This is a genomic window from Streptomyces bambusae (assembly GCF_019400985.1).
GTDB classification, from domain to species: domain Bacteria; phylum Actinomycetota; class Actinomycetes; order Streptomycetales; family Streptomycetaceae; genus Streptomyces; species Streptomyces bambusae_A.
Genome location: NZ_WTFF01000102.1, coordinates 1 through 23,112 on the forward strand (window position 1 = coordinate 1; position 23,112 = coordinate 23,112).

Here is a 23,112-nt window from a genome sequence, read left to right on the forward strand (position 1 = left end):
GGCCGGGACCGGCCGAGCCGGCGGTGGCGTTGAACGCGACCACGGCGGCCAGCGCGGCGGCGGTGACCGGTACACCGATCACCAGGACCCGGCGCACCGGGCGGCGGGACGGGGCGGCGGGGGCGGCGGGGGCGGTGTCCGGGGCGGACCTGCGGATCTCGCTCATCAGGTGCTCCTCAAGCAGGCGCTGACGGTCGAGCGGCAGTTCCGGGCTCCCCGGGGGCGGCAGCAGCCGGCCCAGCTCCGCGTGGTCCAGCGACTCGTCCCGTCGCCATGTCCTGCGGATCATCGGGTTTCCTCCTCGTGCGACTCTCGCGACCGGGCCGCGGGAGTGCGGCCGCCCTGTACTTGTCCGGAGCGGGGGAGCGGTTCCCCGATTCCTCCCGTTCTTCCTGATTTCTTCAGTTCCTCCTCAGCGAGCTTGCGCAGCCGGGCGCGGGCGCGCGACAGCCGGGAACGGACCGTGCCGACGGGCACGCCGAGCGCGGCCGCGGCCTCGGCGTAGCCGAGGCCGGACCACACGCACAGCGTGAAGACCTCCCGCTCACCGCGCCGCAGCTTGGCCAGCGCGCGCTGCGCGGCGGCCAGTTGGTCGGCGTCGGCGAGGCGGGCGACGAGCTCGTCGGCGAAGTCCGGCACCGCGTCCTTGGCGGGCAGCCGCCCGAGGGCACGCTGGTGCCGACGGGCGGCCCGGGTGGTGTTGCGCAGGACGTTCACGGCGATGCCCATGAGCCAGGGGCGCGGTCCGTCCCGTTCGTCGCGCAGCTTCGCGCGCAGCCGCCAGGCCTCCAGGAAGGTCAGCGAGACGACGTCCTCGGCGAGCGCCCAGTCCCCGGTGACCCGGACGGCATGCCGGTGCACCAGCTGGGCGTGCTCGCGGAAGATCTCCCGGAACGCCTCCGGTTCCCCGGCGCGTATCCGGGAGTGCAGTTCGTAGTCCACGTCAGCACTTGTCCGCCGACGCGGACCGGTTCCCGTGGCTCAGGTCACACGGCGGAGGCGAGGAACGCGGACCAGGCCTCGGGCGACACGGCGAGCTGGGGTCCGGCCGGGACCTTGGAGTCACGGACGTGGACGGTGGCGGGGCAGGTTGCTACCTCGACGCACTCTCCGCCCTCGCCGCTGCTGTAGCTGGACTTCCGCCAGGCGTAGGCGACTTCGAGGCACTCGCCGCCGGAGCCGCCGCTGTAGCTGCTCTTGAACCAGGCCAGTTCGGTGGTCTTCATCGTCTTTCTCCCAGCATCTTCTCGATCAGGGTCAGCGACTCGTCGGTCCTGAGAGCCTCTGCTCGGATGATTCCATAGCGCTCGGCGAAGATCCTTACCTCGTCCGGGTCGGTGATCAGACGCGGGTGGCCGTAGGCCTCGGTATAGGCGACCTGGTGACGCCCCTTGGGGTGGAGGAGCGTGAACGAGCCCTCCATGGCAGCGTGCACGCCTCGTTCGTACGGCATCACTTGCAGTTCGACCGTCCTGAGGCGACCGATCTCCAGGAAGCGTCGCAGTTGCTCGGTGTGCGCCTCCCTGCCGCCTGCCTCACGCATCAGCAGGTTCTCGTCCAGGACGAAGCTGATGGTGGGGGAGGGCCAGCGGTGGAAGAGCTGCTGCCGATCCAGCCGGTCGGCCACCCGCTTCTCGATGGTTCCTTCGTCCACCAAGGGGCGGTACTTGCTGAAGACCGCCCGCGCGTGCGCCTCGGTCTGGAGTAGCCCGGGCACGCCCTGGTGGCCGTAGTAGTGGAGGGCGCTGGCCTCCGCCTCGGCTTTGGCGAAGTCCCGGAACCAGTCCGGGTGCCGCGTCCGCGCCCGCTTGAGCGCCTCGCGGACGTCCGGGATGGCCGCCTTGAGCAACCCTCTCGCTTCGAGGACGGCATCAGCCCGTTCCAGGAAGTCCGGCTGCGGGAGGCGGACGCCGCGCTCGATCGAGCCGACGAGGTCCTCGCTGACGTGCATCCGGAGCGCCAGCTCCTTCTGCGAGATGCCCGCCACCTCCCGGAGGGCCTTGAGCTGTTTGCCCAGGGCCCGGAAGAGGTAGGTCGCCCCGTCCGCCTCAACGACGGGTTCGGGTCGTTCGGGTCGTGCTTCGCGTTCTGACAGGTCGTTCATCGGCTGATCCGCCCTCGTCCGTACAGCCCGTACACAGAAGACGTCGGCGCCTCACGCGGGGTCCGCGTCGTGGCGTCCCGTCCCGAAAAGCGTACGGCGGTCCGGACACGCTGGGTGAGCAGACGGCCGAATTCAGTGACATTTCACCGGAGTTCCGGCGGCTGGGTCTACGGAGCCTGCGAGCCGGCCTGGCCGGGTTCAGACGCTTCCTGGCCCGACTCGGCAGAGGTCCCGCTCGCACGCCGGTGCCAGGCCGGCTTCGACGCGGAGGCCGACTGCACGTCCTCCAGCTCCAGCTGCTCCAGCTTCTCCCGGTACATGCTCGTACGGATCGTCGCGGTGCCCGTGGCGTACAGGGACGTGCCGATGGCCGCCAAGGGTATGGAGACCAGCAGGCCGGCCAGCATGGGGGCGAGATCGCGTTCGCGGTCGCAGCGTTCGCCCTCGGCGCTGCGGTACGAGGCGTTGTTCTTGCCCTCGTCGTAGAAGACGCGGGACTCGCACGTGTCGCCGCTGGTGCGGTGGGAGTCCAGTTGGAAGGGGAGGAACAACAGGTACGCGAGCCAGAGCCAGATCATGCCGGCCGCGGCCAGCAGGACGCACCCCCACCCCTGGCGCCGCTCGCCCCACTGCCGGAACTCTTTGTCGTACATCTGTGCCAAGTTGCTCATGGGTAGGAAGCTACCCCGACCAGCACCACGGCAGGCAGGGCCCGCCCGCCCCGGCCGCGGACTGCAAGCATCCCGAAATGGCGCCCCATGAAAACCGACGGCGCCCCCCTCCCGAGGGGAGGGGGGCGCCTGGGTGGCGGCGTGGCGTCAGTCGATTCCTGACGTCATGCTCATCGCATCAGAACAGTGGCGAATTCGGATCCATGGCAGGTGCGATCACCTGCACGTCCCAATCCCGCTTTTCCTGCGGCCAGCGGCAGTCGATGGCTTCTGCGGCAGCCTTGCAGTCTTGGCAGGTGCCTTCGTGTGCCGTGGTCCATCGGTACGGCGAAGGAGACATCCCGTCCATCTGAATACCGCACAGGGTGTCGCCGAAATACGCGTACGCGTGGGAGACGTCTTCAGGGAGTCCTTCCGCTTCCGCGATTTCCCAGCGCCGGTTCACGGGCAGGTACACCGGCCGTGGTGCGTGCTCCGAACCGGCGAAGATGTTGATCACCGCGTAGCACCAGGAACACACCCAGTCCCGCTGTCCCTCATAGGACCCGGGAAGCTGTCGCATCTCGTGTCCGCAAACCTCACAGATCACTGCCCGGTCCCTTCGTGCGGCGCCTTCGATCGGAATGGACATCAGGTGCCGTCCCAGAAGTTTCTGTTCACCATGGTGCGCCATTGAGTGTACTTGGATTTTCCGGTACCCAGTCCGACGCGCGTTTCCACCATGCCCGGTACGCCCTTGACGGTGTCGTAGCACGCCTGGCAGATACGAGTGCTCGATGCAATACCGAGGAGATCGTGCTTGCCCTCGACGAGCGCACCGACGATGGTCGCCTCTGCGTCACCCGGGCCGAACTTGTACGTCGCACCGTTCAGGTTCCGCATGATCTCGACCGGAAGGTCGTCGACATTCGTCGCAACCCAGTGCTCGATCTGCTGTGCCTCACGGTTCCAGACTCGCGCAACGGCGACCGTGGACTCTTTCTTCCAGCCGTCGTGGAGGGTTTCTGCCCTGTTGAGGAGGCCCTTGATGTCCCGCGAGGAAACCGTCGGGCAGTTGTGGACCAGCAGCGCGGTCGCGCCCGCCCCCACGAAGTACGTGTGGAGGTCGTCGACCGTGAGGTTGTGGACCCGCTGCTGCTGGGTGTGGCGGCGGATCGCGGTGATCTGGACCTTGGTGCCGGCCGACGTCTCCAGCCACTGGCCGGGCTGGAGCTTGGTCGCGTCCGTCCACTCCTGCCGCTCGGGCAGCCAGAACGGGTGCTTGTCCGTGGCGGTGACGGATTCCGTCTTGCCGTCCGGCGTCGCGACCGTGATCTCGACCAGGTTCTTGCTGCCCTCGCCGGTGATGACGGCGGTGACGGCCTTGGCCTCGATGCGGCCGGTGGACGGGTCGGCCGCGAGGACCTGGTCGCCGCCCTTCAGCTTCTCGATCGGCTTGCGGGTGCCGTCCGCGAGCAGGACCTCGGTGTCGGGGACGAAGCTGTTGTCACAGCTCGTCTTCGAGGCCGTCCTGCGGCTGCCCGAATTGGCAGACTTGCCGCCGGAGCCCTTGCCGGACCACAGCTTCTTCGAGCTGCCGGACGACGACCAGCCGGACTTGCCGCCGCCCGCCTTGCCGGCGCCGGCCCTCGGGCCCGAGCGGGAGGTCCATCCCGCCACCTTGCGGACCGGTGAGGCCTTGGAGACCCTGCTCGTGTACTTGGCGGCGTACGAGACGGCCTTCGCCGCGACCCGGGTGCCGGCGATGGCCGCGCCCGCCACCGGAATCATCGAGGCGAAGGACAGCGCCGCGTTCTTCCAGTCGCCCTGGGCGGCGTACCAGACGCCGTTGACCAGGTCCGCGGCCTCGCCGATGACCGGGATCATGCCGGCCACGTCGAGCGCGGTGTGGCCGTACTTGTTGATGGCACTACCGACCGACTTGGCAGCCTTCTTGATCGCTCCCCAGAACAGGCCGTCCGGGTCGGAGAAGGTCATCGGGCTGTTGTTGCCGTACAGGTAGCCCTGGAGCTGCTGCGGATCGCTCGGGTCGATGACCGGGTCGACGGAGAGGAACGTGCCCGTCCGGGTGTCGTACTCGCGTGCACCCAGATGAGTCAGGCCGGTTGCCTTGTCCTCGATGCCGCCCACGAAGCCACGCCCACCGGGCCAGGACGTCGGCTCCGCGCCGCGGTCCTCACCGAACGGCTTCGTCGCCTGGCGCTGCACCGTGAGGGCGGCTGCGTCGATCGCCGTGGTGCCGGTGCCGTGGTGGTCAGCGGCGAGGTAGGACAGCTTGCCGTTGGAGGTGCGGACTACGGTCGCACCACCCGGCGTGGAGTAGTAGCGCGTACCGGTGACCTGGTTGGTCGCGGTGTCGAGGGTGAGCTCGGTGGAGCCCAGGTAGAGAGTGGTCTTGCCCGGGTCCTTGCGGGCCAGGCGGTTGCCCTCCGCGTCGTAGATGTACGTCGAGGTACCCGCGCTCGTCTGCGCCGAGGCGAGGTTGCCGTCCGGCGTCCACGTGAACGTCTGGGTGTTGCCGGCGGCGTCGGGACGCGTCAGCGTGTTGCCGGTCGCGTCGTAGGTGGAGTTGGTGGTGACGACCGGACCGGTACCGGTCTGCTTCTTCGTGGAGGTCGGGGCGTGCGGGCGCGGCTGGCCCGGAGCCGGGAAGGTGTTGGTGGTCGTCGTGGACTTGGCGGCGTCGCCGGCCGGGTCGTGGTCGGTGACCGACGTCCGGTTGCCGGTGACGTCGTAGGTGAACGACTGGTGGTACGGAGCCGGACCGCCGACCTTGCCCGCCTGCGGCGCGGTGTCGGTGCAGCCGCCGATACCGGGGACGGACGGGCCGGGCTGGGTCGTGGTGGTGCCGGTGTCGGTCCACGCACGGGTCATCCGGCGCAGGTGGTCGTACGTGAAGCACTGCGTGTCACGCACGCCGCCCTGCTGGCTGGAGACGGAGGTGACGTCACCGGCCGGGGTGTAGGTGTAGTCGGTGATGTCGACCGAGCCGGCCGCATCCTCCTTGTCGACCGTGGTGCGCAGCAGGCGCCCCGTGGCCGGGTCGTTGACGTCGGTGAGAACGACCTGCTTGGGAACGGCGCCCAGTGTGGTCCGCTGCACCCGGCCGAGCTCGTCGTAGTCGGTGAAGTTGACGTACGTGGTGGTGCTGGTGCCCACGGAGACGGGCATGCCGTTGACATTGCGGCCGAAGTACAGCCTCTCCTTGGGCAGTCCGCCCGCGGCCGGCATGTCGGTGATGTCCGGCGCGCCGGTGATGGGGTCGTAGTACGAGGTCGCGGTGTACGAGGTGCTCAGCGCACCTTCACCCGCGGGCACGGTCAGCTTGCTGCCGACGGGACGGTAGCTGTCGTCGTACCCGGTGACCTCCTGTCGCCACGGCTTGCCGTCGACCCAGCTGGTGGAGGCGGTCGGCAGGCCGGGCAGCAGGGTGTCGTAGTCGAATGTCGCCAGCTTCGTGCCGTCGACCGCACCGAGGTTGCGGGAGGTCGGGCGGCCCAGGATGTCGTAGCTGGTGAAGGTCGTGATGCCTCGGCCGTCGGTCTCGGAGACCGGACGGTCGGCGGCGTCGTAGGTGGTGGTCGTCGTGCCCTTGTCCGGGTCCTCGGACCGGGTCTGGCGACCGTGCAGGTCGTAGCCGTACTTCCAAGCGTTGCCGGCCGGGTCGGTGACCTGGGTCAGCTGGCCCTCGGTGTCGTACGTGTAGCGGGTCGCGTCGTACTCACCCGTGGGGGTGCCGGACTTGTACTGGCGCTTCTCGACCGTGCGGCCGCGGGCGTCGGTGTGGGTGCTGGTGGCGGTGGCGCCCTTGGCCGGGGTGGTTTCGGTACGGTCCACGCCCGGGTAGGCGGTGGCGCCGCGCCACTGCTCGATCGCCTTCGAGGCGAAGATCTCCGTCACGGGGCGGCCGAGGCCGTCGTAGAGGACGGTGGTCTGACCCGGCACCGTGTTGTCGTTGGCGACGAAGCGGGTCTTGACCGGCTCGGTGGAGGTGTTGTTGAAGTACCCCGCGTTGGCCTTGGAAGGCCGGCCGTGGCTGTCGTAGAACGTGTCGCTGATGACACGACCCGCGGCACCGTTGGCGGTGACGCTCTGGGTCTGCACGGTCTGGCCGAAGGCATCGAGGATGTCGATGTTCGCGGCGTAGGACTCGTCCGAGCGCAGGGTCTTGGTGGTGACCGAGCTGGTGCCCGTGTTGGTCAGGTCGTACTCGATGATTTGGTTCGCCGCGTCGCTGCGCGCACGCCCCGGCTTCCACATCGCGGTGATCCGGCCCAGCGCGTCGATCGCCTGCTCGCTGGTGCGGCCGTTGTGGTCCTCGACCTTGACCGGTACCTCCCGCAGCGGGTGGTACGTGGACGTGGTCGCCCAGCCCTTGGCGTTCGTGGTCTTGATCGAAGTCGGCGCGAACAGCGTCGCCGGCGTGTACTCGGTGGTCGTCGTCGCGCCCGCCGCGTCCGTCGCGCTCGTCACGCGGCCGTAGGCGTCGTAGGTGACGTTGGTGTTGACCGAGAACTTCGGCTGGCCGCCCTCGAAGCGGTCCAGCTCCTCCGTGCTCGTGACCTGCCCCGCGCCCGTCAGGGTGCCGTGGGCCTGGCCGTCGTAGTACGTGCGGTTGCGGCCCAGGGTGTTGGACTCCGACGCCGCGGTGGCGCAGTCGCCCTGGACCTGGACGGTCTCCGAGACGCGGTCGATCATCCATGCGCCCGTGTTGCGGGCGTAGGACGTGGTGGTGCAGACGTCCGGCAGGCCGTCGGCGCGGTCCAGGACCGAGACCGGCATGCCGTAGGTGTTGTCGAACGTCGCCGTCTTCGACGTGCTCTGCCAGGTCTTGTCGGCGCGCAGCGCCTTGTCCTTGGCGGAGCCGCCGCGCAGCATCTGCGCGGTCAGCGCGGGCAGCTTCGTGCCGCGGCTGTGGGTCGCGGTGACCGGGGAGAGCCAGGGCTCGGACTGGGAGACCGAGACCAGCTCGCCGCCGTCGGAGGCGAAGGTCTGGGTCTCGCGGACGCTGCCGGCCAGCGGGTTGCTGTCCTTGAGGGTGTTGCCGGCGATGCCGGTGAAGGTGGCGGTGCGCTGGGTGCCGTCGGCCTTGGTGTCGCCGTCCATGCCGCGCAGGTAGAACGCCGCCGACTTCGAGACCACGTCGGGGGCCGTGCCCGCGCGGGTGATGACCTGCTCGTAGCCGCGGAACTGGTTCCAGGTCCGCTGCTTGTCCTCGGTGGTCTCCTCGTCGTCACGGTGCCAGGCGGCGCCGCCGACGTACTCGTAGCGGGTCTCCTGCGGACGGGAGCCGCCGAACGGGTCGATCTCGGTGACCCGGTTGACCACGTACTTGTGGAACCAGTCCAGCGTCGGGTCGTTCGGGCTCTTGGGGTCCGGGTTCCAGTAGACCGGGTAGCAGCGGGTGGTGTTGCCGTCCTGGGAGGAGGGCAGGCCCGTGCCGGGGGCGCAGTCGGGGTCGGCGTAGCCGACGTCCGTGACGTGGCCGGTCTCCGCGGTGACCGAAACGATTCGGCGTCGGTTCAGGGCGGGCTTGTTGTCGCCGCTGGAGTCGACGCGGTTGTTCATCAGCCGGCCGGTGAAGGTGATCGCCGGGGTGTCGAGCGTGGTCGCGCCGTCGTGGCCGCTGCGCTTGATCGAGGCGAGCCAGAGGGCGGGCGCGGTCTGGTCCTGCGGGTCGGGGAACTCGTGGGTGAAGGCGTACGAGTCGACGTTGTCGTATCCGGTGCCGGCGCCGTTGAGGACCTGAGTGGTGATCTTGGTCAGGCGCTTGGTGGTCCAGAACGTCGCAGAGTAGTTCTCGCAGGTGCCGGTGGAGGCGCAGTTCTGGTCGAACGGCACGTCCGGCCACTTCGCGGCGTTGGCCTTGGTCAGCTTGTCCGGCGCACAGTCGAAGGTGGCGTCCGGCAGGCAGCGCTCGGCGGTGGTGAAGAGGACCTGCGCGGTCGGCTTGACCGTGTCCGCGTCCGTCAGCTTCGAGCCGTACGTGGTCCTGGCCAGGTTGCCGCCGCGGACGTACGAGGTGAGCGTGCCCTCGGGCGTGGTCGCCGAGACACCGCGCTTGTAGTAGTTGGTCGCGGTGTCGTACCAGTGCGTGATCATCCCGCCGCGCGGGTCGACCACGAAGTCCAGGTTCCAGCGGTAGGCCTGCTGGCACCAGGAGGCGTCGAAGGTGGACTGGTGGCACTCCTCGCCGGCGTTGTTGCCGTAGACGGGGGTGGTCCAGGCCGAGTTGGTGGCCGGAGCCGAGGTGGACCCGGGCTTGCGGCCGACACCGAAGTAGTACTGGGTGCCGTCGGCCGTGGTGACCTTCCAGTACTCGCCGTTGTTGTCGCCGTTGTTCGCGCCGGTCAGCCGCTCGACCTTGGAGGCGTCGTCGCTCTCCAGCCGCCAGGTGCCCGACGTGTCGTCGCGGACCAGGGTGGAGGACTTGCCGTTCAGGGAGATGGTGGCGTTGTGGCCGGCCAGGCACTGCTCGCCGGAGCCGGTCTGGCCGTCCTTGGCGCACGGCTTGAAGGTGCGCTCGATGAAGCCGGGCGTGTAGTCCCAGCCCTCGCCGATCCAGGACGCCTGGTTGTTCGTGGCGGCGGTGCGGCCGTCCACGGACTGGGAGCTGTAGGAGAGGTTGATGCTGGGCTTGGTGCCGCCCAGGCCGTCCGGCAGGTCGATCGGGTACGACCAGGAGAAGCCGCCGGTGCTGCCGCCCTGGCTCCAGGTGCCGGAGGGGGCGAGGCTGGTGGCGCCGTACGTACCGGCGCTGCCGCCGGGCGCGGCGGATGCGGCGAGTACGGTCGCCCCGCTCGCGACGGTGTTCAGGCGCGTGCCCTGCGCCGCCGGGCCGTTGGCCTTGACGGATATCTCGGTGCTCAGCAGGCCCGGTCGGTCGCCGTCCTTGACGGTGGCGACCGGGGTCTGCTTCCGGCACTCGGGACGGTCGGGCGTGACGAGCGCACACTCGGGCAGCTCGACGAGGCGGGCCCGGGAGAGCCAGTCACCACCGAAGGCGCCGGCGATGTGCGAGACGTCGACCGAGACCTTGACCGGGGCGCCCTGCTCGGTGCCCTCCCCGGGGTTGACCGCCAGGAGCAGGCCCTGGACACCGGCCTTCTCGGCGAGCTTCTTGTCGGTCAGGGTGACCGCGGCCTTGCCGGTGCGCGGCCCGCCCTTGCCGGAGCGCGCGGGGTCGGTGGCGGCGACCCAGACGGGTGCGGCGCCGGCGCGGCTCGGCTCGGCCACCGGAGCGGCCGGCACGGCCGACCGGGCGCCGGCCAGGAAGCGGGCGCCGAGCGGCGGCGCGGGCGGCGCCGCGTTCAGGTCCACCTCTGCGTGTCCGGCCGCGGGCCAGGCCACGTCGCGCGGCTTCCACGTGCGGGCGCCGTCGCCCTGCTGCTTGGAGGCCCCGGAGGCAGCCGACTTGGCGGCGTTCTTCCCCGTGACCGACTCGGTCTTCTTCAGTTTCGCGGGCGACCAGCGCCGCGTGTCCTTCGGTTTCCAGTCCGCTGCCTGGGCGGGTCCTGAGCCCAGGATCAGCGAGAGCGCGACACCCACGCTCACGGCTGTGCGTCTTGCGAAGGCCGACTGCCCTCTCCAGACGCGCAGTTCAGACGGTGCCGTCACGGCACGCCCCCCATAATTTGTCGACATGAAGATCTTTCGATCTTGATGGGCGCATTTTAGGTCAGCTTTAAGCCACCGTATGATCCGCCGTGACGCAAAGTGATCGCACTCATCTTCGAGCGATCCAAGCCACCTACGTCACTGCACCATTGGGGGTCCACCATGGGGGGCACAGAGAGAACGCGGGGCAGAGGCCGTCCGGCCGCGCTCGCAAGTCTCATCGGCCTTGCCTTGTCCGTCAGTTCGCTCGGCGCGCTACCCGCGTACGCCGCGCCGGGCCCGAACGCATCGGGCGGCAAGGCCGCGTCGGGCAGCAAGGCCACACAGGCCGTGCCGGCACCGAGCGCTTCGGGCAAGCCGAACACCGGGCGGCCGCAGCCGCCGACGCCGACGACACCGACCACGCCGCCGAAGCGGCAGTCGAGCGAGCAGGAGAAGGCCGAGGACGCGGCCCTGGCCGAGGCCAAGCGCACCGGCAAGCCGGTGCCCGTGGCCGGCGCCACCACCGAGACCGACACGGTCGTCGCCAACCCGGACGGGAGCTTCGGCCTCACCCGGAGCGTGGCTCCGGTGCGCACCAAGCAGGGCGGCACCTGGACCGACCTGGACGCCACGCTCACCGCGTCCTCCGACGGGCAGCTGCGCCCCAAGGCCACCACGAGCGGCCTGACGCTGTCCGGCGGCGGCAACGCGCCGCTGGCCACGCTCGACCAGGACGGCAAGAAGCTGGAGCTGACCTGGCCGGAGGCGCTGCCGAAGCCCGTGCTCGACGGCGCCAGCGCCACCTACCCGGAGATCGCTCCGGGCACCGACCTGAAGGTGACCGCCGACGCCTCCGGCGGCATCTCGCAGATCCTGGTGGTCAAGTCGGCCGAGGCCGCCAAGCACCCCAAGCTCGCGAAGCTCACCATGGGCCTCAAGGGCGACGGCGTGAACGTCAGCGCCGACGGCAGCGGAAACCTCAAGGCCGCCGACGCCTCCGGCCGTACGGTCTTCCACGCCCCCGTCCCCACGATGTGGGACTCCGGCGCGGCGGCGGCCGTCCCGGCGCCGAAGGCTTCCGGCACCCCGAAGTTCTCGCAGCTGGCCCGCTCCGCGGCGTCCCAGCAGGCGGCCGCGGGCAAGGCCACCGAGGCGACCAAGCCCGCCTCCGACAGCGAGGGCCCGGGCGCCCACGCCAAGGTCTCCAAGCTCTGGACCGAACTCGGCAACGGCTCCGTGGCCCTGACCCCGGACCGGTCGTTCCTCACCGACGCGTCGACGGCCTACCCCGTCTACATCGACCCCGCCTGGCAGCCGACCAACCGTGGTACCCAGCACTGGGCGTGGGTCCAGGAGGCGTACCCCGAGGTCGTCAACTACGACGACTACGCCGACTCCAACGACCCGGGCGTGGGCTACCAGCGCTGGGAGTCCAGGACCGGCCTGGAGCGCTACTACGTCCAGCTCGACACCGGCGACCTGGGCGACAAGAGCATCAAGAAGGCGTCCTTCTTCGCCACCCAGTCCTACGCCGCGGACTGGAACTGCGCCAACAGCTACAACGTCGACCTGCACTCGACCGAGCCGCTGCCGTCGAACATCACGTGGTACACCCAGCCCCGTGACTGGGAGGTGCTGCGCACGGCGTCCATGAACAGCGCCGGCGGCGCCGGCTGCCCCGGCTCCACCACCCGCGGCGAGTGGGACGTACGCGACCACCTGGCGGCCAACGCCTGGCGCGGCAACGTCACGTACGCCCTCTTCGCGGCGAACGAGTCGAAGACGAGCACCAACAACGGCTTCAAGCGCTTCACGCGCGACAAGAGCAAGCTGCCGTTCTTCTACATCGAGTACAACCGCGCCCCCTACACCCCCTGGGGCCTGGTGGCCACCCCCGTCCCGCAGAACCCGGCCGGCGCCGGCCACTGCGGCTGGATCGGCGCGACCGGCTACCCCGGCATGGGCATCGGTGCCTGGATCGGCGACCCGGACGGACAGCCGAACGACGCGCACTTCTACGTCCACGACGCCAACGGTGACGCGCTCGTCTACGACAGCGGCTGGGTCGGCCAGGCCAACGGCACCCACTGGGTGTGGGCGTGGCCGGGCAACCTCTCCGACGGACACACCTACTACTGGAAGGTCCAGGGCGGCGACGGAGACATGGCCTCCGCATGGGCCACGTCCGACTGCAGGTTCAGCATCGACACCCAGCCCCCGTCCGTCCCGGTCGTCGTCTCGGACCAGTACCCGCCGTCGGGCACGCTGCCCGGCTCCACGAAGTCGATCAACCAGCCGGGCGCCTTCACGCTGAAGTCGACCGACGCACACAGCGGGGTCGTCTCCTACGAGTGGGCGTTCAACTCGACCATCCCGGTCGGCGGAGCCAACACCGTCAGCGCCGCCGCGGACGGCAGCGCCTCGATCAACCTGACGCCCACCACCTGGGGCACGAACATCCTGCGCGTGCAGGCGGTGGACAAGGCCGGCAACCGCTCTCAGCAGCAGACGTACTCCTTCTACGTCCCTGACGACCCGAACGCCAAGACCACGCTCGGTGACATCACCGGTGACGAGCGCGTCGACTTCATCGCCCCGACCGCGGGCGGGGACCTCGTCGTGTACCCGACCGCCGTCGACCCGGCGGCCGCCGGCGTCATCGCCTCCAACAAGGCCAACAGCCCCTTCGGCGCGGGCTGGGGCGACGGCACCCTGCTCACGCACCGCGGTGGCAACGGCATCCGCATCGACGACCTGTGGGCCTGGCGGGACGGTCAGCTGAAGCTGTACCGCAACTCCCTGACCCAGGGCGGCCTGGAGGCCAACGGCGGCCTCTACTACAACGCCGCCAAGGCCCTGACGGTCAAGCGTCCGCCACTGTTCACCTGCACGGTCGTGACGACCGGTGACCCGTGCGGCAGCGAGTACGCCACCAACTGGAGCCGGGTCAAGCAGATCCTGGCGGTCGGCGACGCACGCCCCGAGGACGGCGTGGACCCGTTCAACGACCTGCTGACCATCGAGACCGACGGCACCGGCAGCCGCCTGCTGCTGTTCCAGGGCACCGGAGCCACCGGCACCCTGGCCGACCCGATCGTCCTCGTACTGAGCAACGCCGGCTGGGACAACCTCACCCTGATCGCGCCGGGCGACGCCACCGGCGACGGCCTGCCCGACCTGTGGGCGCGGGACAACACCAGCGGCACCGTCTACCAGTACGCCAACGAGCGCGGCAACCCCGGGGCCCTGGGTGACCACACCAAGCGCACCGTCGTCGCCGAGGGCTACAAGGCGGACGCCTACCCGGTCATCAGCTCCTCCGGCGACACCAGCGGCGACACCGTCCCCGACCTGTGGGCCAAGGACACCCGCCACCGCCTGGTCGTCGTCAACGGCAAGGCCACCGACGGCAAGGTCACCGGCTTCGAGGCGCCCGTCCTCATGGGTGACTCCCGGATCTCCTCCGCCCACTGGAAGCTGAACGAGACCACCGGCACCACCGCCGCCGACCAGCGCGGCGGCAGCCCGCTCACGCTCTCCGCGACCGGAGCCACGTGGGCCGACGACACCGTCGCCGGCACCGCCGGCAAGGTCCTGGACCTCGACGCCGCCGCCGGTGGCGTCGCGACCGGCGCCGGCCCGGCCGTCGACACCACCCGCAGCTTCACGGTGTCGACGTGGGCCAAGGCCGACGCGCTCGGAGGCGTCGTCCTCAGCCAGCTCGGCACCCGGTCCAGCGGATTCATCCTGTGGCCCGAGGCCGGTGACAGCACCTGGCGGTTCGCGATGTCCACCAAGGACGACGACAGCTGGAGCTACGACCAGACCATGACCATGAACGAGGCCGCCAAGGTGAGCCTCGGGACGTGGGCCCAGCTGACCGCCACCTACGACGCCACCACCGGCTTCATGGGCCTGTACGTCAACGGCACCCTGGCCGGCACCGGCCACCACGCCACGGCGAACGCCTGGAACGCCACCGGGGCGCTGACCGTCGGCCGCTACCAGTACCAGGGCGCGCCGAGCAGCACCTTCGACGGCCGGGTGAGCAACCTCGTGGTCTACGCCCACTCCACCGTTCCGAGCTCCACCGGTACCAAGCTGGTCTCCGCGCTGAACAGCGCGAAGTGCGCCGACAACAACACGGGCAGCAACGCCGACGGCAACCGCATCCAGATCTGGGACTGCAACGAGGGCAGCGGCGGTGCGGCTCAGAGGTTCGAGGTCACCCCGGCCGGTGAGCTCCGGATCGCCGGCAAGTGCGTCGACATCCAGGGTGGCGGCATGGCCAACGGAACCCCGGTCATCCTGTGGGGCTGCGCCACCGGCGCCTGGAACCAGCAGTGGCTGCCCACCGCCACCTCCGGGTTCTTCAACCCGACCTCAGGCCGGTGCCTGGACGTGCCCGGCGGGCGCATCGACAACGGCAACCAGCTGTCGATCTACGACTGCAACGGCTCCAAGGCGCAGCGCTGGCTGACGGCCGGTCTGACCACCATCGTGTGACCCGGATCCCGACCGGCTTGTCCCCGCGGGCCCTTCCCCACCGACCGACGTCGGTGGGGAAGGGCCCGCGGGCGTTCGGGGCGGGGCACGGATCGGCAACTCACCACATATGCGGGCGATTCGGGACGCGGGGTGGGGCGGGCGTTCGGTACCCGGGGGAGGTTTCGTGAAAGTGAGACGAATGGTCCGTCACTTTGGGGGTGGGGAGGCGGCGAGTCGTCGTTGAATACCTGATAGACAGTGGATATTCACGGCTCGCCATGGGGGGATCGCCGCACTGTGAAGCCTCTTCACCGCCACCTTGTCAGTACGTCGCGCAAGGTGCTGTGCACCGCCGCGCTCGCGGCCAGCCTGACCACGGCCGCCGTCGTCACCAGCACGCCCACCGCCGACGCCGGCGAGGCCGAGCCCTCGCCGGACAGCCCGCAGGCCAACGACCGCGGAAACGCCCGGCTCGACCTGCCGGACCTGGTCTCCGACCCCGCGCCGGCCGCCGGCTCCGGTACCGGTGCCCCCGAGGGTTCCGTCGGCATACCCGGGACCGCCCTGGACGCGTACAAGCGGGCCGAGGCGTCCGTGGCCGCCGCGCTGCCGAACTGCAAGCTGCCCTGGCAGCTGCTCGCCGGCATCGGCCGGATCGAGTCCGTGCACGCCTCCGGCTACGGTCTGAAGGCGGACGGCTCCACCGAGAAGCCGATCCGCGGCCCCCGCCTCGACGGCAACGGCTTCGCGGAGATCCGCGACACCGACAAGGGCGAGTGGGACGCGGACACCGAGTACGACCGGGCCGTCGGCCCGATGCAGTTCATCCCCTCGACCTGGGCCACCTGGGGCGCCGACGGCAACGGCGACGGCACCCGCAACCCCAACAACATCTACGACGCGGCCCTCGGCGCCGGCCTGTACCTGTGCGCGGGCGACCGGAACCTCTCGGACGCCGCCCAGCTCGACCGCGCGATCCTCAGCTACAACAACTCCCGCGCCTACGTGAACAGCGTCCTCGGCTGGATGCGGCAGTACCAGGCCAGCGGCGTCGCCGGGGTGCCGAACCCGCCCGCCGGGAACTACCCGACCCAGCCGCCGGGCACCCTGCCCACCCCGCCGGCGACCACGCCGTCGCCGTACACCCCGCCGGCGACCAGGCCCACGCCGACGCCCACCCCCACTCCCACGCCGAAGCCGACGCCCACCCCCGAGCCGTCCAAGCCGACCCCGCCGGCGCCCACGGTCGACGGGCTCCAGGCGGTCGGCGCGACCGAGCTGAAGGGCGAGGCCGGCGAGCTGTTCACGGCGGTGCCGACCGTGAAGGCGGTGCTCAGCGACGGCAAGCCGGCCGCCAACCAGACCGTGGTCTTCGCGGTCGAGGGCGACACCACCGGCGGCACGGTCTTCTCCGGCGACGGCAAGGACCACTTCGTCGCCAGGACCGACGCCCAGGGCGTGGCGACCGCGCCGCTGCTCAAGGCCGGTCCGAACGAGAAGGGCGGCTCCTTCACCCTGCGGGCCGCGCTCTACGGCGCCCGCGCCTTCGAGGTGAAGTTCACCGGAACGGTGGCCCCCAAGCCGGTACCGGTCGCCGACGCGATCACCCGTACGAGTGAGAAGGTGCTGGAGACCCCCGCGGGCTCCAGCTTCACGGGCGTGGAGCTGCTGACCACGGCCAAGGGCAAGCCGGTCGCCGGTACGGTGCTCACCGCCGAGATCGTGGTCAAGGACGCCAAGGGCGAGGAGTGGGTCGTGGCCGGGACCGGTCCGTACTTCAAGGACAAGGACGGCAAGGAGGTGCGCAGCCTGGTGCTGGCCCCGACCGACGCGGCCGGCAAGATCGTCCTGCCGGAGCTGTTCACCCCGGCGACCACCGCCCCGGGCACGTACCACCTGCGGCTGAGGACCGCCGAGGGGGTCGCGAAGGTGCTGGACCTGACGGTGACCAAGGCCCCGGCGCCGACCCCGGCCCCGGCGCCGACGGGGACCCCGAAGGCCCCCGCGCAGCCCACGGCGACGCCGACCGCGCGTAAGGCCTGACAGGGGATCTGACCAGCGGAAACGAACGGCCGCGGGGGTGCGCACCGAGTGCGCACCCCCGCGGCCGTTTCCCTGCCCGCAGCCCCGGGCCGCGCAGGGCTCCCGGGCCGGCACGGGCCCTGGGGCCTGCACGGGCCGGGGCCTGCACGGGCCCTGGGGCCTGCACGGGCCCCGGAGCTCGCCCCCGGACGGGCCTGCGCCGCCCCTGCGGGCACAAAGGGCAGGGGCCCCGCCCGCCCTCCGCTCGCGCGGAGGCCGGCAGGGCCCCTTGGGTACTGCGATTCCGACCGCGATCCGGTCGGCCCGGGCGATTAGGCCGGGGTGACGTTCTCCGCCTGCGGGCCCTTCGGGCCCTGCGTGACGTCGAAGTTAACCTGCTGGTTCTCCTCGAGGGAGCGGAAACCAGTCGCGTTGATCGCGGAGTAGTGGACGAAGACATCCGGGCCGCCGCCGTCCTGGGCGATGAAGCCGAAGCCCTTTTCAGCGTTGAACCACTTCACGGTTCCGGTAGCCATGAGCCCTCCTATGGGCCAAAGGGTCGCCCTGCTCCAGAACCTGCTAAGAAGTCTGAAAACTACAAAAGCCCGCGGTTACATGCTCCGCAGGCTCCGTACTGCAAGGGAAACCAAACTGCAACTTGCGTCGAGCCTAGCACGCACACCTCGGGGGAGACCAGAGGGAAAGATCACGTCACCCGGACGTTTGAGACCCGCTCGGATGCTGACGCCGGCCGGGGTCTAGTCTCGCGATGTGGACGCCTATCGCAGCCGGCCCCGCGTCGGCCACATTCAGTTCCTGAACTGCCTGCCGCTCTACTGGGGCCTCGCCCGCACCGGCACCCTGCTGGACCTGGAGCTGACCAAGGACAGCCCCGAGAAGCTGAGCGAGAGCCTGGTCCGCGGTGATCTCGACATCGCCCCGATCACCCTGGTGGAGTTCCTGCGCAACGCCGACGACCTCGTCGCCTTCCCCGACCTGGCCGTGGGCTGCGACGGGCCGGTCATGTCCTGCGTGATCGTCTCCCAGGTCCCCCTGGAACAGCTCGACGGCGCCCGCGTGGCCCTGGGCTCCACCTCCCGTACGTCGGTCCGGCTGGCCCAGCTGATGCTGGCCGAGCGGTACGGCGTACGGCCCGACTACTTCAGCTGCCCGCCCGACCTGGGGCTGATGATGCAGGAGGCGGAGGCGGCCGTCCTGATCGGCGACGCGGCGCTGCGGGCGTCCCTGCACGACGCCCCGCGGCTCGGCCTCACCGTGCACGACCTGGGGCTGATGTGGAAGGAGTGGACCGGGCTGCCGTTCGTCTTCGCCGTCTGGGCCACCCGCAAGGACTACCTGGAGCGCGAGCCGGGCGTCGTCCGCGAGGTCCACGAGGCCTTCCTCGCCTCCCGCGACCTGTCCGTGCAGGAGGTCACCAAGGTGGCCGAGCAGGCGGCCCGCTGGGAGGCCTTCGACGCCGAGCTGCTGGAGCGCTACTTCACCACGCTCGACTTCCGCTTCGGCCCCGACCAGCTGGCCGGCGTACGGGAGTTCGCCCGCCGGACCGGTCCGACGACCGGCTTCCCGGCGGACGTGGCGGTGGAGCTCCTGACCCGCTGACGGCCCGGCGGACCGGCCCGCTGACGGCCCGGCGGACGGGCCCCCCGACGGGCCCCCTGACCGGCCGGTGAGCAGGCCGCCTACGGGGTCGCGATGGGCCCCTGGAGCTGGTCGCTGAACCACTTCATCGTGCCGTCGCCCATGCCCCGCATGTAGCTCTTGGCGTCGTGCTCGCCGTTCTGGATGACCTGCAGGTGGGTCTTGATCGGACCCTTGCCGTAATTCTTGATGAAATTCTGCAGATTCGGCATTCCGCTTTCGGCCGTGCCGATCTGGAAGGCGACGAAGACGTCCGGTCCGCCCTTGGCGATCAGGTCCTTGGCGAGCCGCTCCGGATTGTTCGCCTGCTTCTCCTCCTCGTACCCCTTCCACAGGGGCGAGTCGGGACGGGTGTCCGGGCCGGAGGCGATCACGGCCTTGAATTGGTCGGGCTTCTGCAGGACGAACTTCAGGGCCGCGAAACCACCCGACGAGGACCCCATCCACCCCCACCCGTCACGGGACTTGAAGGTGCGGAAATTCGCCTTCACCAGGTCCGGGACGTCCTCCGTCAGCCAGGTGCCCATCTTGGCCTGCCCGGGGATGTCGCTCCCGTCCTGGTAGTACTCCTTGCCCGGGTTCAGGACCGGCATCACGACGATGAACGGCAGACTCTGCCCCTCCTGGGACCACTTGTGGATGCCGGTCTGCAGGCCGAGTCCGGTGCCGATCCAGTAGTTCTTCGGGAAGCCCTTGCCGCCGGGCAGCGTGATCATCACGGGGAAGCCGGACTGCGAGTAGCGCGGCTCGAAGTACTGCTTGGGCACCCACACCCACACCTGGCCGGTGAAGCCGGACTTCTTGCCGGCGAGAGTCGTGACGCTGATCGTCGTCCCGCCCTCGACGTCGCTCTCCTTGGTGAACTCCGCGGCCGGCCCGGTGGGCAGCTGGGTCATCGCCTGCGCGCGGCGCTCGTTCTCGGTCAGGGCCCGCGGCGAGGGGCTCTTGCCCGACGTGGCCGCGGGGTTGTCGAAGCTCACCTTGTCGCCCTTGCCGGAGCAGGCGGTGAGCAGGGTGGATATCAGGGCCGTCAGCAGCACAGCAGCCATGGCCGCCGGAGCGGTCTTGGGTCTCATGGGGATCACCGTGCCATGCATCCTGCTGAAGCGCGCAGCGGGGTGCCACAGCAGCGAGCGGGGCCGCAGCTTGGTGACGTACTGTGTCGCAGGTCAGCGAATTCTGTGACGGGAGGTGACGAGCAATGCGGCCTGCCCGGACGCGGAAGTTTCGGGGCAAGAACAAGGCCCCGAAGTGGACCAAGCCCGATGACGGGATGGTGTCCGTGATGGTGCTGCCGCTCGCCGTCACCGACCCCGCCGACCTCCACCGGCTGGAGCGCCTGTTCGGGGCGATGTGGTCGCTCAAGCGCGCCGTCCAGCGCGACGCCCGCGCCAAGGTCGACGCCTACCGGACGGCCTTCCACGAGCGGAACGCGCAGGGCGCGAAGGCCGTACGGCAGCGCCTCGGCCTGTCCCGTGAGGCCCTGGAGCGGTGCGCGTACAAGCACCTCGAAGACTCCGGGCACCTCAAGCACCACGCCTCCAAGGCCCTGGCCATGCACATGGCCGACGAGGTGTGGAACGGCGTGCAGCGCCACCTGTTCCCCGACGCCACCGGTCACCACTTCGGCCGCCCGAAGGCCGGACGCTGGCACGACTTCACCCGCATCCCGGGCCGTGCCCGCTCCCACACCACCGCCAACAAGTGGGAGACCTTCCGCCTCGCCGGCACCCTCCACGGTCACCTGATGGGCTACACCGAGGGCGGCCGGCACGATCTGATGCAGCCGCACCGCATGCCGACACCGGCCAAGCCGGACGGCAAGGTGTCCACCGACAAGGGCACGCGCCGGGCGAACTGGTGGGACCACACCGGCCCCCTCGCCGTGGTCTTCGCCGGAGGGCCGGACAGCAAGCGTGGTGACCTCGTTCTCCCCGTCCGTATCCCCCAGGGGGCCGGGCAGTGGGAGCGCGTACGGCACTTCCTGTCGAACCCGCTGGCCTGGCACAAGGTGGACCTCGTGCGCCGCCGGAAGGCGTCCGCGCCGGGCGGCTGGGTGTACGAGGCGCACCTGATGGTGCTCGGTCCCGGATACTCCTCCCCGGCCGTGCGGGAGATGCGCGACCGTGCCGCTTGGCTCGACCGGATCGGCGGCGTGGACGGCAACGTCTCCAACCTGTCGGTCGTCTCCTTCCCCGCGCAGCTCGACGGGGGAACGCCGGTCTCCACCGAGATCACGCTGACCGACGCCGAGAAGGTGCTGATCGAGAAGCAGGCGAAGAAGCGGCGGGGCCGGGCCAGGGCGCTGGAGCGCTCCCGCAGGGCGACGAACACCGCGCAGTACGGGCTGTCGAAGAAACAGACCGCACGCGCCGACCGGCGCACCGCCAAGGGCCTGGAGCCCAAGGGCGTGACCGTGCCGGGCGGTGCCCGAGCCGCCCGGTCCGACGGGGTGCCGAAGCAGGCGCACCGGCGTGACCGGCTCTCCGTCAACTACCGCGACCAGCGCGCCCGCCAGGCCGAAGCCGGCGCGTCGATGGCCGAGCACCGACGTCACCGCGCCCGCTTGGTGGCGCGGGAGATCATCGCCGCCCACGGCCCCGTCCTCGTGGTCGAGGACTGCGACATCCGTGCGTGGTACCGGCTGTGGGGCAAGCGCCTGTCGCAGACCACACCCGGCATGCTGATCTCCGCCCTCACAGTGGAGTGCGAATCCGCAGGCGGCAGGCTCGTACGGGCCTCCACCTGGTCAACGGCCCTGTCGCAGCACTGCCTGTGCGGGGAGCGCGTGAAGAAGACGCTGCGGGACCGTGAGCACAAGTGCATCGCGTGCGGCCTCGTCGGCAGACGCGACCTCGTATCCGCCGCCCTCGCAGCCTTCGTCCGCTTCACCGACGTGGACGACCCGAAGACCGCGTACCTGGACACGGCGTTGTCCCGGCACGCACAGATCACCTATGCCCAAGCGCTGGAAGAAGCGCTGCGGGAGTCAACCACACCGAGCCCGAACACCCCTCGGGGTGCGGGACATGTGGCAGTACCACGGCAACGTGGTGCCTCTGCTCCCCGAACCGCCGGACAGCGGAACCGAGCAACCCCGGATGAGCCGCGCCCCGTGCGCGACCACGCCGGAACGCCCGGCTCCCGCACCGCGTGCAGTCCACAGCTCACCCTCTGGTGAATAGCGGATCAAGTCTTAGGGTGCAATGCGGGCCGGCGGCGCGGCCGGGCCTGATCGGGTGATGCGACGTGAACGCGACGTGACGACGTGACGACGTGACGACGTAAGGACGCAAGGGGGAGCCATGCAGCCGCTGGAGGCCGGGGAGCCGCGGACGATCGGCGCGTACCGGCTGTTGGGCCGGCTCGGCGCCGGCGGGATGGGACGGGTCTACCTCGGGCGCAGCGCCGGCGGCCGGACCGTAGCCGTCAAGGTCGTGCACCCGCACTTCGCGACGGACACGGAGTTCCGCGCGCGGTTCCGGCGGGAGGTCGAGGCCGCCCGGCGGGTGGGCGGCGAGTGGACCGCGCCGGTGCTGGACGCCGACCCGGACGCGCCCGTGCCGTGGGTGGCCACCGGGTACGTCGCCGGGCCCTCGCTGGACCGCGCGGTGGCCGCGTACGGGCCGCTGCCGGAGCAGACGGTACGGGCGGTAGGCGCGGGCCTGGCGCGGGCCCTGGTGGCCGTGCACGGGCTCGGGCTGGTGCACCGGGACGTCAAGCCCTCGAACGTGATGCTGCCCCTGGACAGCCCGCGGCTGATCGACTTCGGCATCGCCCGGGCCACGGACGGGACGGCGTCGCTGACCTCGACCGGCGTCTCGGTCGGCTCGCCCGGCTACATGTCCCCCGAGCAGATCCTGGGCAAGGGCGTCACCGCGGCGGCGGACGTGTTCTCGCTGGGCGCGGTGCTGGCCTTCGCGGCGACCGGCCGGCCGCCCTTCACCGGGGACAACTCGGCGACCCTGCTCTACAAGGTGGTCCACGAGGAGCCGGAGCTGGACGAGGTCCCGGCCGCCCTGGCCCCGCTGGTCGCGGCCTGCCTGGCGAAGTCCCCGGCGGACCGGCCGACCCCGCAGGCCGTCGCCGCCGAGCTCGCCGACGCACTGGGCGCCCCGGGCTGGCTGCCGGCCCCGCTGGTCGAGGAGGCCTCCCGGGCGGCGGTCCGGCTGCTGGACCTGGACGCGGACGACGCGGACGGGGCGGGCGGGGCGGGCGGGGCGGGCGGGGGTCCGGGCGGCTCGCCGTATGCGGTGCCGCCGTACGCGACGCCTGCCGGTGCGCCCTCGGGTGTGCCCTCGGGTGCTCCGTCAGGTGCGCCGTACGGGGGCCAGGCCGGGACCTACGGGGGCCCGGACGCGTCCTACGGCCCCACCCACCCGGGGGGCTCCGGCCCCCTCCCCGTCCCGGACTCCTACAGCCCGGCGGACTCCGCCTCCGACCCCCGCGGCCCGGCCGGCGGCTCCGCGGGCCCGGGTCCGTACGGCCCGGCCGGCGGCGCCTCGGGCCCCTCCCGCCCCGGGGCCGGCGCGGGGCCGTCCCCTTTCCACCCTCTCCCCGTCCGCCCGC

General features: G+C 70.7%; 13 protein-coding genes and 1 pseudogene. 5 read left to right on the top strand and 9 right to left on the bottom strand.

Features of this window, described 5'->3' with window-relative positions:
- From GPJ59_RS16145 to GPJ59_RS38530, 7 genes and pseudogenes are all read right to left on the bottom strand, one after another.
- A pseudogene (locus GPJ59_RS16145) lies at positions 1–289 on the bottom strand (CU044_5270 family protein); the annotation flags it as partial.
- Positions 286–942, bottom strand: coding sequence for an RNA polymerase sigma factor (locus tag GPJ59_RS16150; protein ID WP_219667839.1), 657 nt, complete (start codon positions 940–942; stop codon positions 286–288). The pseudogene GPJ59_RS16145 and the gene GPJ59_RS16150, both read right to left, overlap by 4 nt.
- A gap of 44 nt (positions 943–986) precedes the next feature.
- Positions 987–1,226 (bottom strand): DUF397 domain-containing protein, encoded by a 240-nt coding sequence (locus GPJ59_RS16155; protein WP_219667840.1) that lies wholly within the window; start codon positions 1,224–1,226, stop codon positions 987–989.
- The gene (locus tag GPJ59_RS16160) at positions 1,223–2,104 is read right to left on the bottom strand and encodes a helix-turn-helix domain-containing protein (RefSeq protein ID WP_219667841.1); all 882 of its coding nucleotides are present in this window, start codon (positions 2,102–2,104) and stop codon (positions 1,223–1,225) included. The genes GPJ59_RS16155 and GPJ59_RS16160 overlap by 4 nt, the downstream gene beginning before the upstream one ends.
- Positions 2,105–2,271: 167 nt before the next feature.
- Positions 2,272–2,775, bottom strand: coding sequence for a hypothetical protein (locus GPJ59_RS16165; protein WP_219667842.1), 504 nt, complete (start codon positions 2,773–2,775; stop codon positions 2,272–2,274).
- A 178-nt stretch (positions 2,776–2,953) separates the two neighbouring features.
- Positions 2,954–3,274 carry a hypothetical protein gene (locus GPJ59_RS16170; RefSeq protein ID WP_219667843.1) on the bottom strand — a complete coding sequence of 107 codons (321 nt, stop codon included), beginning with the start codon at positions 3,272–3,274 and terminating at the stop codon, positions 2,954–2,956.
- Between the two features lie 131 nt (positions 3,275–3,405).
- Entirely contained in the window at positions 3,406–10,329 is a 6,924-nt protein-coding gene (locus GPJ59_RS38530) for a polymorphic toxin-type HINT domain-containing protein (protein WP_219667844.1), read from the bottom strand.
- A gap of 294 nt (positions 10,330–10,623) precedes the next feature.
- On the opposite strand from GPJ59_RS38530, the gene GPJ59_RS16180 reads away from it, so the two are divergent.
- Together GPJ59_RS16180 and GPJ59_RS16185 are read left to right on the top strand one after the other, a co-directional pair.
- Positions 10,624–14,880, top strand: a complete 4,257-nt coding sequence (locus GPJ59_RS16180) for a LamG domain-containing protein (RefSeq protein ID WP_219667845.1) — start codon at positions 10,624–10,626, stop codon at positions 14,878–14,880.
- A gap of 321 nt (positions 14,881–15,201) precedes the next feature.
- Positions 15,202–16,905: a hypothetical protein gene (locus GPJ59_RS16185; RefSeq protein WP_308120324.1), complete on the top strand. Its 1,704-nt coding sequence runs from the start codon at positions 15,202–15,204 to the stop codon at positions 16,903–16,905.
- A 311-nt stretch (positions 16,906–17,216) separates the two neighbouring features.
- Here GPJ59_RS16185 and GPJ59_RS16190 read toward each other — a convergent pair whose 3' ends face one another.
- Positions 17,217–17,420, bottom strand: a complete 204-nt coding sequence (locus GPJ59_RS16190) for a cold-shock protein (protein WP_027749613.1) — start codon at positions 17,418–17,420, stop codon at positions 17,217–17,219.
- A gap of 235 nt (positions 17,421–17,655) precedes the next feature.
- Between GPJ59_RS16190 and GPJ59_RS16195 the strand changes: the two genes are divergently transcribed.
- Positions 17,656–18,504, top strand: coding sequence for a menaquinone biosynthetic enzyme MqnA/MqnD family protein (locus GPJ59_RS16195; protein ID WP_219667846.1), 849 nt, complete (start codon positions 17,656–17,658; stop codon positions 18,502–18,504).
- Positions 18,505–18,584: 80 nt separating this feature from the next.
- Here GPJ59_RS16195 and GPJ59_RS16200 read toward each other — a convergent pair whose 3' ends face one another.
- Positions 18,585–19,619: an alpha/beta hydrolase gene (locus GPJ59_RS16200; RefSeq protein WP_258024471.1), complete on the bottom strand. Its 1,035-nt coding sequence runs from the start codon at positions 19,617–19,619 to the stop codon at positions 18,585–18,587.
- Between the two features lie 125 nt (positions 19,620–19,744).
- Between GPJ59_RS16200 and GPJ59_RS16205 the strand changes: the two genes are divergently transcribed.
- Both GPJ59_RS16205 and GPJ59_RS16210 read left to right on the top strand, forming a co-directional pair.
- Positions 19,745–21,724, top strand: coding sequence for a transposase (locus GPJ59_RS16205; protein WP_219667848.1), 1,980 nt, complete (start codon positions 19,745–19,747; stop codon positions 21,722–21,724).
- A gap of 124 nt (positions 21,725–21,848) precedes the next feature.
- Positions 21,849–23,112: serine/threonine-protein kinase (locus GPJ59_RS16210; protein WP_258024472.1), on the top strand; the 1,264-nt coding region annotated here is incomplete at its 3' end.

Excerpts from the sequence above, each read along its gene's own strand:
- GPJ59_RS16155 (WP_219667840.1), bottom strand. The coding sequence starts at position 1,226 with ATGAAGACCACCGAACTGGCCTGGTTCAAGAGCAGCTACAGCGGCGGC.
- GPJ59_RS16160 (WP_219667841.1), bottom strand. The coding sequence starts at position 2,104 with ATGAACGACCTGTCAGAACGCGAAGCACGACCCGAACGACCCGAACCC.
- GPJ59_RS16165 (WP_219667842.1), bottom strand. The coding sequence starts at position 2,775 with ATGAGCAACTTGGCACAGATGTACGACAAAGAGTTCCGGCAGTGGGGC.
- GPJ59_RS16190 (WP_027749613.1), bottom strand. The coding sequence starts at position 17,420 with ATGGCTACCGGAACCGTGAAGTGGTTCAACGCTGAAAAGGGCTTCGGC.
- GPJ59_RS16200 (WP_258024471.1), bottom strand. The coding sequence starts at position 19,619 with ATGAGACCCAAGACCGCTCCGGCGGCCATGGCTGCTGTGCTGCTGACG.
- GPJ59_RS16205 (WP_219667848.1), top strand. The coding sequence starts at position 19,745 with ATGCGGCCTGCCCGGACGCGGAAGTTTCGGGGCAAGAACAAGGCCCCG.